Raw genomic sequence first — 12617 nt, 5'->3', positions numbered from 1 at the left:
GACGCGACGGGTGCTTTTTCCTTTATTTTGCCAAACACAGCAAACCGGCATCCGTCCGGATACCGGTTTGAGCGAAAATCCTGAAGCTGGATCATGCGGGATGAACTAAAGGTTACCGGGTAAGCGCCCCGTACAAGGCCGCATACTGCTTGGCGGATTTGCCCCAAGAGAAATCCTTCTTCTTGATATTCGCCATGATGTTGGACCATACGGCCGGGTCGCGGTACAGGCTCACCGCACGCTCCACCGTGTACAGCATGTCATGGGCATTGTAGTGCGTGAAGGAGAAGCCCGTCCCCTCTCCGGTCTCGTCGTTGTACGACAGCACCGTGTCCTTCAGACCGCCCGTCTCGCGGACGATCGGCACGGACCGGTATCGCATTGCTACGAGCTGGCCAATGCCGCACGGCTCGAAGAGCGAGGGCATCAGGAACAGGTCCGAGCCCGCATACACCTGCCGCGCCAGCCCTTCGTCGAACAGGATCTGTGCGGACATCTTGTCCGGATACGTGTCGGCCGCCCAGCGGAACAGGCTTTCGTAGCGGTGCTCGCCGGTGCCGACCACGACGAACTGGGCGTCAAGCGCGAGCAGCTCGTGGATGACACGCTCGATCAGAGCCAGGCCCTTCTGGTCGACCAGCCGCGTGACAAGAGCGATCAGCGGAATATCCTTGTCGACCGGCAGGCCGAGCCAGGCCTGCAGCTTGTTCTTGTTGAGCAGCTTCTTCGGCATGGAGTCCCGGTAGTTGATCTCGAGGTTCGGATCGGTCATCGGATCGAATTCCTCGTAATCGATGCCGTTCAGGATGCCCTGAAGCCGGTGGCTCTGGCTGCGGAGCAGGGAATCCAGATTCTCTCCGTAGTATGGGGTCTGAATTTCTTCCGCGTATGTAGGGGAAACCGTGGTGATGTAATCCGAGTACAGGAGCCCGCCCTTCAGGAAGGACGCTCCCCCGTGCAGCTCAAGCGCATTGCCGTGGAAGTGCTCGTCGCCGAGGGTGAAGTAGTCGCGGAACTCGTTCTGCCCGAACACGCCCTGGTATTTCAGATTATGGATGGTAATCACCGTCTTGATGCCGGCATAATGCTCCTGATACTCGAAGTGAGCCCGGTAGAGCACCGGGATCATCCCCGCCTGCCAATCATGACAGTGAATGACATCCGGCATGAAATCGATACGCGGCAGCGCGTCGAGCACCGCGCGGCAGTAGTAAGCGAAGCGTTCGGCATCATCTCCGTATCCGTAGCAGCCCTGGCGCCGGAAGTAGAACTCGTTGTCAACGAAGTAGAATACGATCCCCTCGTGGACGAGCTTGAAGATACCGCAGTACAGCTGTCTCCACCCCATCTGGAGATGGAAGGAAGTGACAAGCTCCATAGCGGCCGTATACTTCTCGGGAATGCCTTCATACTTCGGGAGGATGACGCGCACGTCCACCCCCTGCTTGGCCAGCTCCTTCGGCAGGGACCCGATCACGTCGGCAAGCCCCCCCGTTTTGATAAAAGGCACGGCTTCCGATGCGGCAAATAACACTTTCATAAGCATCCTCCTTGGGGAGCGCCCCCCCGTGTCGCGGTTTGAAGCCAGGGCCCCGGGCCTTCAAGAAGAGCCGTCAGCTGCGCTTTCGCGGCGGTTGAAACCCGTTTTCAAGCCCGGACAGGCCAAAGGGGAGCCTGCTGGAAGGCGACGCCGGAGGGCGCAAATTTCACTACCACTACTACCCTAATCCCTGCACAATGAAACGCTGGAAAGCCACTCCCGCCCGCACTCCACTATGCTCTATGAGGGAAACATCCGGAAGATGAAGAGGCGGGACGGCTTCCTGCGTACATCAAAAGCCGGTTTGACGGCAGTACCGTCAAACGCGGCATGTTTCAGATGACTTTGGTTTTGGAGGCGATGAAAGGCGCCTGCTTGTCCCCGGTCAGGACGCGCCCTCTCGAGATGAACACATCCTTGTCGAGAATCGCGTTCTCGATGATGACGTTCTCCTCGATCTCGCAGTTCTGGAGGATGATGGAGTTCTTGACGTAAGCCCCCTTGCGGATCTTGACGCCGCGGAACAGGATGGAATTCTCCACCTTGCCCTCAATGATGCATCCGTTGGCGATGAGGGAGTTACGCGCATGCGCATGCTCGGTGTAGCGGGCCGGCGGTTCGTCTTTGACCTTCGTATAGATCAGGTTCTTGGGCTGGAAGAACAGCTCCCGCCAGATCTTCGGGTTGAGCAGCTGCATGCTGTGCTTGTAGTAGCTCTGGATCGTATTGACGATGCCCGTGTGCCCGTCGTGCTGATAGCCGTACACACTGAGCTTGTCGATGTTCTTCATGATCCCGTCACGCACCAGGTGGTCGTAGCCTTGAGCCAGGCAGGATTCCACCATATCGAGCAGTAGCTCCTTGCTCATGACATACATCTCGAGGGACACGTTGTCGGTCCGCAGCCGGCCCGAATGATCCTCGATCACCGTCACCTGCCCGTCCTCCTTCACGGCCAGACGGCGGTACTTCGCGTATTCCTGCTCGTCCGCTTTTTTGTAGACGACCGTGATATCCGCATTGCGCTCGAGATGATAATCGAGCACGGCATTGTAATCGATGTTGCAGACCATATGGCTGCGCGTGATGATGACATACTCTTCGCGGCCGCGGTAGAAGTAGTCCCGGTGGGAGTAGAACTGGTACAGGTCGCCGCGCGATACGCCGCTCGTATCGTGCAGTACGGCCGGCAGGATGAAGAGGCCGCCGCGCTTGCGGTCGAGGTCCCACTCCTTGCCGGACCCGAGGTGGTCCATCAGGGAGCGGTACTTGTGCTGGGTGAATACCGCTACGTTCTCGATGCCGGAATTCACCATGTTCGACAGGGTGAAATCGATCAAACGGTATCTGGACCCGAATGGTACGGAAGCCAGATTACGGGAGTAGGTCAATTCTTCCAGATCATCCGGCTCATTCACCAGATTCACAACGCCCATCATTCGCTTCATGCCTGCTCACCCTTTCCCGGTTGTGGTGGCGGTCTTGCCGACCCGCTCGTTGCTGCCGATGAGGACGATGTCCCCGCCGCCTTCTTCCTCCGGCGTGCCGATGACGGCGCCGTCTTCGACCACCGTGCCTTCGCCGATAATCGCTTTGTAGATCTTCACGTTGCTGCCGATCGTCACGTTCGGCATGATGACCGAATCCTTGATCAGGCTGCCTTCGCCTACCTGGACACCGTAGAAGAGCACCGAATGGTCGACCTCGCCGAAGACGCAGCAGCCTTCATTGACGAGGGACCGGCGGACCTGGGCGGTACCGGCGATATACTGGCCCGGCTGCAGCGGGTTGACGGAGTAGATGCGCCATTCGCGGTCATTGAGCTTGAACGCCGGCTCTTTCTCCAGCAGGTCCATGTTGGCTTCCCAGAGGCTCTGGATCGTACCGACATCCTTCCAATAGCCCTCGAACGGATAGGCGACGAGATTGAGGTTCTCGCGGAGCATGCGCGGGATGAGATCCTTGCCGAAGTCCTTGCTGGATTCCTCGTCCTCCTCGTCCTTGATGAGCTGCTCCTTCAGTGCCTTCCAGGAGAAAATATAAATGCCCATCGAGGCCAGGTTGCTCTTCGGCTCCTTCGGCTTCTCGGCGAATTCCGTGATGCGTCCTTCCTCATCGGTCGCCATGATGCCAAAGCGGCTCGCTTCCTCCCACTTGACACCGATGACGGCGATTGTGGCGTCCGCGCCTCTTTGCTTATGATAATCGAGCATCCGGTCGTAATCCATCTTGTAGATATGGTCGCCGGAGATGACGAGCACGTATTCCGGGTCGTACTGCTCGATGAATGAAATATTGCGGTAAATCGCATTTGCGGTCCCCTTGTACCAGTCGCCTCCGCCCTGCTCCATGTAAGGGGGAAGTACGGTGACGCCGCCGTGTTTGCGGTCGAGGTCCCACGGGGCCCCGATCCCTATGTATGTATTGAGCACCAGCGGCTGGTACTGCGTCAGCACGCCTACCGTGTCGATGCCGGAGTTCGTGCAGTTGCTCAGCGTAAAATCGATGATCCGGTACTTTCCTCCGAAGTGGACGGCGGGCTTCGCCAGCTTGCTCGTCAGCACTCCGAGTCGTCTTCCTTCGCCACCTGCAAGCAGCATGGCCACGCATTCTTTTTTACGCATCGGCTTTACCCCTTCCTCGTTTGGGTGCGGCGGGTTTGGCGGGCGGCGGCATGATCCTCACCGGCTTGAACATTACGGTCGAGAGCGGCGGCAGCGAAATATGCAGACTGTCCTGCTGGTAATGCCAGGAGATGCCATCCGTCTTGAGCCTGCCGGCGTTCAGCTTGCCGCTTCCCCCGTATTCCCCCGCATCGCTGTTGAAGCGTTCGACGTATTCCCCGGAGAAGGGAACGCCGATCCGGTACCGTTCGTGATACACAGGCGTAAAATTGTTGACGATGATGAGGGTATCCTCCGGCTTTTTCGAAATCCGCATGAACGTGGTTACGCTCTGCTTCTGGTCGTTCGGATCGATCCAGGAGAAGCCTTCGGGACTGTGGTCGAGCTCCCAGAGGGAGGGCTCGGCCAGGTACAGGTGATTCAGATCCTTCACATAGCGGTGCATGGAGTTGTGGCTCTCATAGCCGAGCATCTCCCAGTCGAGATCCTCGAGATCCTTCCACTCATCGAACTGGCCGAATTCGCCGCCCATGAAGAGCAGCTTCTTGCCCGGATGGGACATCATGTACCCGTACAGCACCCGCAGATTCGCGAACTTCTGCCAGTAATCCCCCGGCATCTTGTTCAGCAGCGAGCGCTTGCCGTGCACGACCTCGTCGTGCGAGAGCGGAAGCACATAATTCTCGGCATGGGTGTACATGAACGAGAAGGTCAGGAGCTGGTGGTTGCCTCCCCGGAAGTAGGGATCCATCTCCATATATTTCAGCATATCATTCATCCAGCCCATATTCCATTTGTAGTTGAAACCGAGCCCTCCGGCATGCACCGGCGCCGTAACGAGCGGCCAGGCGGAGGAATCCTCGGCCATCATGAGCGCGTCGGGATAGGCGCTGAAGACGGTATGATTCAGTTTTTTGAGGAAGGCGATCGCTTCGGTGTTCTCGTCTCCCCCATGCTCGTTCTTCACCCACAGCTCGCGCGGCTTGCCGAAGTTGAGATAGAGCAGCGAGGCGACGGCATCGACCCGCAGACCGTCAATGTGATACATGTCGAACCAGAACAAGGCGCTGGAGATGAGGAAGGACACGACTTCCGGCTTCGTAAAGTCAAAAGAAAGCGTTCCCCATTCCGGCTTCTCCGCCCGGGCCTCGTCGCGGTACTCGTACAAGGGTTCCCCGTCGAACTGCCGCAGCCCGTGCTCGTCCTTGACGAAGTGGCCCGGCACCCAGTCCATGATGACCCCGATGCCCGCCGCGTGGCAGCAGTCCACAAAATACATAAAATCTTTCGGTGTGCCGAACCGGCTCGTCACCGAATAATAGCCCGTGGCCTGGTAGCCCCAGGAGCGGTCGTACGGATGCTCGGCGAGCGGCATCAGCTCGATGTGGGTGTACCCCATCTCCGCCACATAAGAGACCAGCTCGTCCGCAAGTTCCCGGTATGTATAGTACGAGCCGTCCTCCCGCTTCTTCCAGGTGCCGAGGTGCACTTCATAGATGTTCATGGGTGCATTGTACACCGGAGTCGTCCGCTTCTTCTCCTGCCAGGCCCCGTCGGACCATTCGAATCCGTCCAGGTTGTAAATCCGGGATGCCGTACCGGGCTTGAGCTCCGCCCAGAATCCGTACGGATCCGCTTTGTAGATCAGTGTTCCCTGCGATGTCAGAATTTCGTACTTGTAATACTCCCCTTCACTAACTTCCGGAATGAACAGCGTCCACACGCCCCAGGTGCTGATCCTGTGCATGGCGTGGGCTGAGCCGTCCCAATTGTTGAAATCGCCCACCACCCGGACTTCCCGGGCGTGCGGGGCCCATACCGTGAAGCGGACGCCGTCCGCTCCGTTCCATGTTCCGGTGTGCGCTCCCAGCATGCGGTAGCTGCGGAACAGGTTCCCTTCATGGAACAGATACAAGTCTTCCGGTTCGGGGATTAGACTCGACATAGGTACATTCATCCCCCTCAAGTGATTAGGTAGTGTAATCGTTTCTGACTCTACTTACACAAATACTACGCAAGTGAATAAATTCCTTTCCGCTTTCTCCAAAATGTTCATGAATTCCTTGAATTTACGCGCTTTCCCGGGTACGGGACGATGATGCAGAAGCTGCCCTTTCTGTCAAGTTTCACTTCTCGACAAAAGTCTCCAAGGTCCGCTCCGGTTCCGGGTTCCAAAAGAAGGATTTCTCAAGAAGCCGTGGAATATGTGAGAGGACTGACCATGGAGAGGATGAATTCATAATGAATGACAAGTTCAAAGGCCTGGTTCTCGGGCTGACGCTCGGAACCATGCTGACCGGCTCGGCCGTCTATGCGGCGGGCAGCTCCCAGATCGAAGTCGTATTCCGCGAGATCAAATACCTCTTCGACGGCGTGGAGAAGCAGCCGACGGCCGAGCAGGGCCAGGGCTTTATTTACAACGGGACAACCTACGTTCCACTGCGGTTCATCAGCGAAGCGCTCGGCGAGAAGGTCGAGTGGGACGGCGACAACAACCGCATCTGGATCGGCAAGAAGCTGGACTTCAGCGCGGTCATCGCTGCATACAAAGGCGGGCAGCTGACCTATGGCGAGCTGGACCGCTACATGAACCTGGAGGCCGTGCTGAATCCGGGCAGCGAATCGTATAAGGACCAGCCGGAGTATCAGGAGAATATCGCCAAGCGGATTATCGCGATCCGCACGCTGTCGGCCCGCATCAGCGACGCCGAACGCGCCGCGCTGCAGCCGAAGGTCGACGAGCAGCTCGCTTCGTTCAAAGCGGAAGTTTCCTCGCAGTCCGGCGGCCAGGAGCTCTCCGCGCTGCTCGCCGCCAAAGGACTGGAGGAGAAGGATGTCCGTGCGTATTTCGAAGAGATGAAGAGCGTGGAGGCCGCACTGAAGGCCGGCATCACGGATGAGTCGCTGAAAGCCGAGTATGACGCGAAGCTGAAGGCCGATCCGTATGCGTTTACAACGGCGTCCGTGCGCCATATCCTGATCGGGTTCACCGATGAGGACGGCAAGACGCGGACGAAAGAGGAAGCGAAGAAGAAGGCCGACGAACTGACCGCGAAGCTGCGGGCCGGCGAGGACTTTGCGAAGCTGGCGAAGGAGAACACCGATGACCCAGGCTCCATGGAGTCCGGCGGCCTGTATGAGAACGCGCCGGTGGGCTCGTGGGTCGAAGCCTTCAAGAAAGCGGCTGCCGAGCTCGAGCTGAACAAGATCAGTGATCCGGTCGAGACCGAGTACGGCTATCATATCATGCGGGTGGAAGCCCGTACGGCCGGCACGTTCGAGCAGGTGAAGGACGAGCTGGCGAGTGAACAGCTGAACCCGGCCTATGGCAAATTCCTCGAGGAGGAGCTGCCGGGCATCCTGGAGAAGCTGGAGCTTCCGAAGGAGGAAGAACAGGCCGCTGAAGAGGGTGCGCAGGGCTAGCCTCCGCCGCAGGCTTCATAGCGGAAAGGAATACCGGGGCATCGGCATGTAAGCTGGCGCCTTTCCGGTGTTTCCCCAGCACATCAGATACAGCAAAGGGGCTGTCCCCCGAATCCGGTATTCACGGATTCAGGGAGACAGCCCCTTTGTTATACTGCAGTTATTTCGTATAGAAGCTCTCCAGGCGGCGGACAATCTCCTCCACCGAGGAATCGACGATCTCCTGGTGCTGCGGCTTCGCGAACAGGTCCTGGATCGGCTGCGGGTACGTCTGCTCGATGCCCACGAGCTCGATGGACTCGTTGAACTTCGCCGGGTGGGCCGTTGACAAGGTTACGCACACTTCCTCCGCCGGGCTGCACTTCTCATAAGCCGCCACACCGCACGCCGTGTGCGGATCCAGCAGGTACCCGTGCTCGCGGTAGTAGCTGCCGATGGTCGCCAGGCACTCCTCGCCGCCCACGCCGTGGGCAGCAAAGTCCGCCTGCACCCGGCTGAGCAGCTCGGGAGCGATCGTAATCACGCCGTCCGTCTTGAAGCCTTCCATGTAGGCGGCAGCCTGCTGCGGGTTCTCCCCGAGCAGATAGTACAGGTACCGCTCGAAGTTGCTCGCCACCTGAATGTCCATCGATGGGCTGTGCGTGCTCTTGAACTCGCCCGGACGGTATACGCCTTCGAGGACGAAGCGCTCCAGGATGTTGTTCTCGTTTGTCGCGAGGATCAGCTTGTTCACCGGCAGGCCCATCCGCTTCGCGAGATAGCCCGCGAAGATGTCGCCGAAGTTGCCCGTCGGCACGCTGAAGTTCACCTTCGCGCCCGGCTTATCCTTCTGCACGCGGAAGTAAGCGTAGAAGTAGTACACAGTCTGGGCCAGGATGCGCACAAAGTTGATCGAGTTGATCGCGCGCAGGTGGTATTTCGTCTTGAACGGCACGTCGGCGAACAGATCCTTGATGATGCGCTGGCAGTCGTCGAAGGTGCCTTCCACCGAGAGGTTCAGCACGTTCTCGTCGTCAACGGTCGTCATTTGCAGCTCCTGCACCCGGCTGACCTTCTGATGCGGGTGAAGAATGCAGATGCGGATGCCTTCCTTGCCCCGGACGCCTTCGATGGCCGAAGCGCCGGTATCACCGGAAGTAGCCCCCAGGATGTGAATGATCTCGTTCTGCTTCTTCGACACGTACGCGTACAGGTTGCCTAGGAACTGCAGGGCCACGTCCTTGAACGCGAAGGTAGGCCCGTGGAAGAGCTCCATTACGTACATATTGTCCGTGAGTTTCTTCACCGGCGTCACTTCCGGATCACGGAAGGTCGCATAGCTCTGCCGGATCAGATCCTTCAGATCTTCATCGGGAATTTCGTTATTCGTATAATACGAGAACACCTCATAAGCCAGATCCTGGTAGCTGAGGCTCTCCATTTCTTTCAGCCTGGCTGCCGAGATGTGCGGAATTTCGTTTGGAATGAGCAGGCCGCCGTCATCGGCGAGACCCATCAATACCGTATCGATAAATCCGATTCCTGCTGTTTTGCCCCTAGTGCTAATAAAGTTCATAGTCATCCCCTCATGCGCATAATGAACCTATTATACCAAAAGATGCGGCATTTCGACGCGTTTATGTAAAAAGTTTCGGCAAAAGCTTGAAAGAAACGGCCTGCAACCGCATACATCCCATCCTATGCCTTGGACCTCCGTCCGTCGGATAACCTCAGCCCCTGCCCGCATTCTCCGCCGGAACCCCCTGCTCCGACTCCGCAAGACCAGTCCTGCCGGGCCGGTCCCCCTTATGGCATCCGGTGCGTGAATCGTGTAAAATGTGTAAGAATGCCGCCCCATTGGGTGCGCGATGCGAAATGACGACAAAAAGGATGGTCACAGCCCATGTTTGCAGCACAGGATTGGAAAGATTACGAACTCATTGATACCGGCGGCGGGGAAAAGCTCGAACGCTGGGGCAGCATTGTTCTGCGGCGCCCGGATCCGCAGATTATCTGGCCTCTGGTCAAAGAAACGGCCCCTTGGAAAAAGGCCGACGCGCATTACCACCGCAGCTCGAGCGGCGGCGGCAGCTGGGAATACAAGAAGGAGCTGCCCGAGCGCTGGACGATCTCGTATAACGGCCTGCAGTTCCACATCAAGCCGACGAGCTTCAAGCATACGGGGCTGTTCCCAGAGCAAGCCGTCAACTGGAGCTGGATGCGCGAGAAGATCGCTTCGGCGGGCCGGCCGATCCGCGTGCTGAACCTCTTCGCCTACACGGGCGGAGCCTCCGTGGCCTGCGCCTCGGCCGGCGCGAACGTCTGCCACGTCGACGCGTCCAAGGGCGTGGTACAGTGGGCCAAGGAGAACCTGCAGCTGTCGGGCCTCGGCGACCGTCCGGTGCGCTTCATCACCGACGATGTGTTCAAGTTCGTCCAGCGCGAGCAGCGCCGCGGCAGCAAGTATGATGCGATCATTATGGACCCTCCGTCCTACGGGCGCGGACCGAACGGCGAGACCTGGAAGCTGGAGACGGACCTGTACCCGTTCGTGGAGTCCTGCATGAGCATCCTGTCCGATCAGCCGCTCTTCTTCCTGATCAACTCTTACACGACCGGCCTCTCGGCCTCCGTGCTCAAGAACATCCTGGCGCTCTCCCTCGGCTCGAAGTTCGGCGGAGACATCACCTGCGGCGAGATCGGACTGCCGATCACCGCTTCCGGACTGCACCTGCCGTGCGGCATTCTCGGCCGCTGGGAGGCGTAGGCATGGCCGGCTCCTCCCCCGTCATCCCTGTCCTGTATGAGGACAACCATGTCATCGTGGTCGTGAAGCCGCCCAATGTGCCGACGCAGGAGGATGACTCCCGCGACCCCGATCTGCTCACGCTGATCAAGGCCGACCTGAAGCACCGGCACGGCAAGCCTGGCAACGTATACCTTGGCCTCGTCCACCGGCTGGACCGGCCCGTAGGCGGCGTGATGGTGTTCGCCAAGACGTCGAAGGCGGCATCCCGCCTCTCCGACGCGGTGCGCACGCGCACGATCCGCAAGGTGTACTCCGCCGTACTACACGGCCGGCCGAAGCAGCCGCAGGGCACCCTCCGGCATCACCTGCTGAAGAACGAGCGGACGAACATGGTGTCCGCCGTTCCGGCCTCCAAGGCCGGCGCGAAGGAGGCGGTGCTCGACTACCGGGTGCTGGGCAGCCAGGACGGCCTGTCGCTCGTGCAGGTGGAGCTGCACACCGGGCGCCCGCACCAGATCCGCGTGCAGTTTGCCACTACCGGCTGCCCCCTCGTCGGGGATCAGCGCTACGGCGGCACCCTGGCCCAGCCGGGCCAGCAGATCGCCCTGTGGTCCAGCATCCTAGAGTTCTCCCATCCGGTGACCAAGGAGGCGCTGAAGTTCACCTCCCGGCCGCCGAAGTCGTTCCCTTGGCTGCTGTGGGAGGAAGCATCGTACGGGCTGTAGGCCTCCTCACCGGAGATGGCAGTGCTTGACACTCCCAACCCCGGACGCCTGAGCGGTAAGCTCAGAGCGCCGGGGTTGTTTGTTGTGATCGATCCTGATCGAAACGATCCTCTTCCCTCATTCGGTGGGGTGAACACGCGATAAAGTAGTGCGAATCCTGCGCCCGCCTTGCCGGAAGCCTCCTCTCTGCGTAGTGGATACGGCCTGTTGGTCGTCATTTGGGTGCTGGCGTGACTTCTCTATGTTCGCATTTTTCAGAGGCTTCTACTGGTTCCCAACCCGCCGGACCCCCGGCGTTACCGGGCTTTCCGCCTTCTCCTCAGGGCATCAGCCGGGGCCCTGTTCGTCATTTTTTCTTTTCAAGATCAGGCAAAATATGTTATGATGTTCGTACGCTGAATGCAAAAAAGACCGCAGATGTTCCCGCATCTGCAGTCCGGCTTCACAATAGATTGCCCTCAAGGGCGGTCGACATAAGGCTATAACCAGAAGTAGACCTCTCGGCTGACAAGGCTCAAGGGAGGTCTACTTTTTTTTCAAATAGGACAGCAGGGCCAGGATGAACATGCCGAACATGAACATCAAGGATACCGCATCCTTCACTTCCATGGCATCACCTCCTTCCGGCAGAGGCTGCCATCAGGGAAAGCGAGTGTGAGCCGGGCCGCCCTTGAGTGCCGCACCCTATTGTCTCCACATTATACCATATGCGAACATAAATGAGAACATATTTTCGTATTTTGACCTTGATAGCGTTTACGCATTCGCTACTTTCCCCAGCAAATACACGAGAAGCTGCTGATTGTGAGAGGAGATCCGCCCCAGATAAGACTGCAGGAACTGTTCGCGGACCGCAACGCCGCGTTCGCATTCCGTGCGTCCCTTGTCCGTCAGAAGCACCCAGACAATCCGCCGGTCCCGTTCGTCCCGTTCTCGGGCGATCAGGCCGCCCTTCTCCATCCGGTCGAGCAGCGTGGTGATGGCCGCCGGTGTCGTCGTCAGAAAATCGATAAAATCCGAAGGCTTCATCTTCTGAGGTTCATTAATCACCAGCAGTTCCAGTACGGTTAGTTGTCCCTCCGTGAGTGTTGGGGCCAGTTGCGTTTCCATATGGCTGCGAAGATCTTTGGAGAGTTTCCACCACAGCTTGGCAAATTCGCTAGTTACCACGATTCATATCACTCCCGAAGCACCAATTCTCGTAACGCTTACCTGCCTAATTATAGCATTGTCACCCTGCCTTGGAAAGGTTAATCCCCTAAATACTTTAGGACATAAACCGAGGGAATCGGTTACCATTCTACCCTCTTCAACATATACTGCACATGGGATAGACGCCTATTCGCGCAGCTTGTCAGAACCTGTAAGACAAGGAGTGATCAACATGGAAACGTGGAAAAAGCAAATCGGGGAGAGAGCGCTTCACAAAGGAGTGATCGATGATCCAAGCTGGCTCGAACGGCTGGATGAGCCTCTCCCCGCCTGGGTTGTGCTTCAGATGCTGCTGGAGCTCATGGACAAAGTGGAGCCGAATTACAGCTCGTACGATTGAGAAAACCAAAGAAAAAAAGACTGCA

General features: G+C 58.2%; 11 protein-coding genes. 4 read left to right on the top strand and 7 right to left on the bottom strand.

Annotated elements, in window-relative coordinates; translation table 11 throughout:
• Positions 1-112: 112 nt before the first annotated feature.
• The 4 genes from glgA to glgB all read right to left on the bottom strand — a co-directional run bounded on the left by glgA (position 113) and on the right by glgB (position 6109).
• Positions 113-1540, bottom strand: coding sequence for a glycogen synthase GlgA (gene glgA, locus PM3016_RS15390; protein ID WP_014370077.1), 1428 nt, complete (start codon positions 1538-1540; stop codon positions 113-115).
• A gap of 335 nt (positions 1541-1875) precedes the next feature.
• Positions 1876-2979 carry a glucose-1-phosphate adenylyltransferase subunit GlgD gene (gene glgD / locus PM3016_RS15385; protein ID WP_013916581.1) on the bottom strand — a complete coding sequence of 368 codons (1104 nt, stop codon included), beginning with the start codon at positions 2977-2979 and terminating at the stop codon, positions 1876-1878.
• Between the two features lie 15 nt (positions 2980-2994).
• Positions 2995-4164, bottom strand: a complete 1170-nt coding sequence (locus PM3016_RS15380; protein WP_013916580.1) for a glucose-1-phosphate adenylyltransferase — start codon at positions 4162-4164, stop codon at positions 2995-2997.
• A complete protein-coding gene (gene glgB, locus PM3016_RS15375; RefSeq protein ID WP_014370076.1) occupies positions 4157-6109 on the bottom strand; it encodes a 1,4-alpha-glucan branching protein GlgB in 1953 nt (650 codons plus the stop codon). The genes PM3016_RS15380 and glgB overlap by 8 nt, the downstream gene beginning before the upstream one ends.
• Before the next feature lie 296 nt (positions 6110-6405).
• On the opposite strand from glgB, the gene PM3016_RS15370 reads away from it, so the two are divergent.
• Complete coding sequence (locus PM3016_RS15370) at positions 6406-7587, top strand: peptidylprolyl isomerase (RefSeq protein WP_013916577.1); 1182 nt, start codon at positions 6406-6408, stop codon at positions 7585-7587.
• A 160-nt stretch (positions 7588-7747) separates the two neighbouring features.
• Here PM3016_RS15370 and thrC read toward each other — a convergent pair whose 3' ends face one another.
• Positions 7748-9142 carry a threonine synthase gene (gene thrC / locus PM3016_RS15365; protein WP_013916576.1) on the bottom strand — a complete coding sequence of 465 codons (1395 nt, stop codon included), beginning with the start codon at positions 9140-9142 and terminating at the stop codon, positions 7748-7750.
• Between the two features lie 327 nt (positions 9143-9469).
• Here thrC and PM3016_RS15360 point away from each other — a divergent pair, with 327 nt between their 5' ends.
• Complete coding sequence (locus PM3016_RS15360) at positions 9470-10333, top strand: class I SAM-dependent methyltransferase (protein ID WP_013916575.1); 864 nt, start codon at positions 9470-9472, stop codon at positions 10331-10333.
• A 2-nt stretch (positions 10334-10335) separates the two neighbouring features.
• Complete coding sequence (locus tag PM3016_RS15355) at positions 10336-11040, top strand: RluA family pseudouridine synthase (RefSeq protein WP_013916574.1); 705 nt, start codon at positions 10336-10338, stop codon at positions 11038-11040.
• A gap of 525 nt (positions 11041-11565) precedes the next feature.
• On the opposite strand, the gene PM3016_RS40770 is transcribed toward PM3016_RS15355, so the two are convergent.
• Positions 11566-11649, bottom strand: a complete 84-nt coding sequence (locus tag PM3016_RS40770; protein WP_016362586.1) for a putative holin-like toxin — start codon at positions 11647-11649, stop codon at positions 11566-11568.
• A gap of 147 nt (positions 11650-11796) precedes the next feature.
• Positions 11797-12210: a MarR family winged helix-turn-helix transcriptional regulator gene (locus PM3016_RS15350; RefSeq protein ID WP_014370075.1), complete on the bottom strand. Its 414-nt coding sequence runs from the start codon at positions 12208-12210 to the stop codon at positions 11797-11799.
• Between the two features lie 214 nt (positions 12211-12424).
• Here PM3016_RS15350 and PM3016_RS38675 point away from each other — a divergent pair, with 214 nt between their 5' ends.
• Positions 12425-12592 (top strand): hypothetical protein, encoded by a 168-nt coding sequence (locus PM3016_RS38675; protein WP_013916572.1) that lies wholly within the window; start codon positions 12425-12427, stop codon positions 12590-12592.
• Positions 12593-12617 lie beyond the last annotated feature (25 nt).

This window comes from Paenibacillus mucilaginosus 3016, assembly GCF_000250655.1.
Lineage (GTDB): Bacteria > Bacillota > Bacilli > Paenibacillales > NBRC-103111 > Paenibacillus_G > Paenibacillus_G mucilaginosus.
This window is presented reverse-complemented; position numbering and strand designations above follow the sequence as displayed.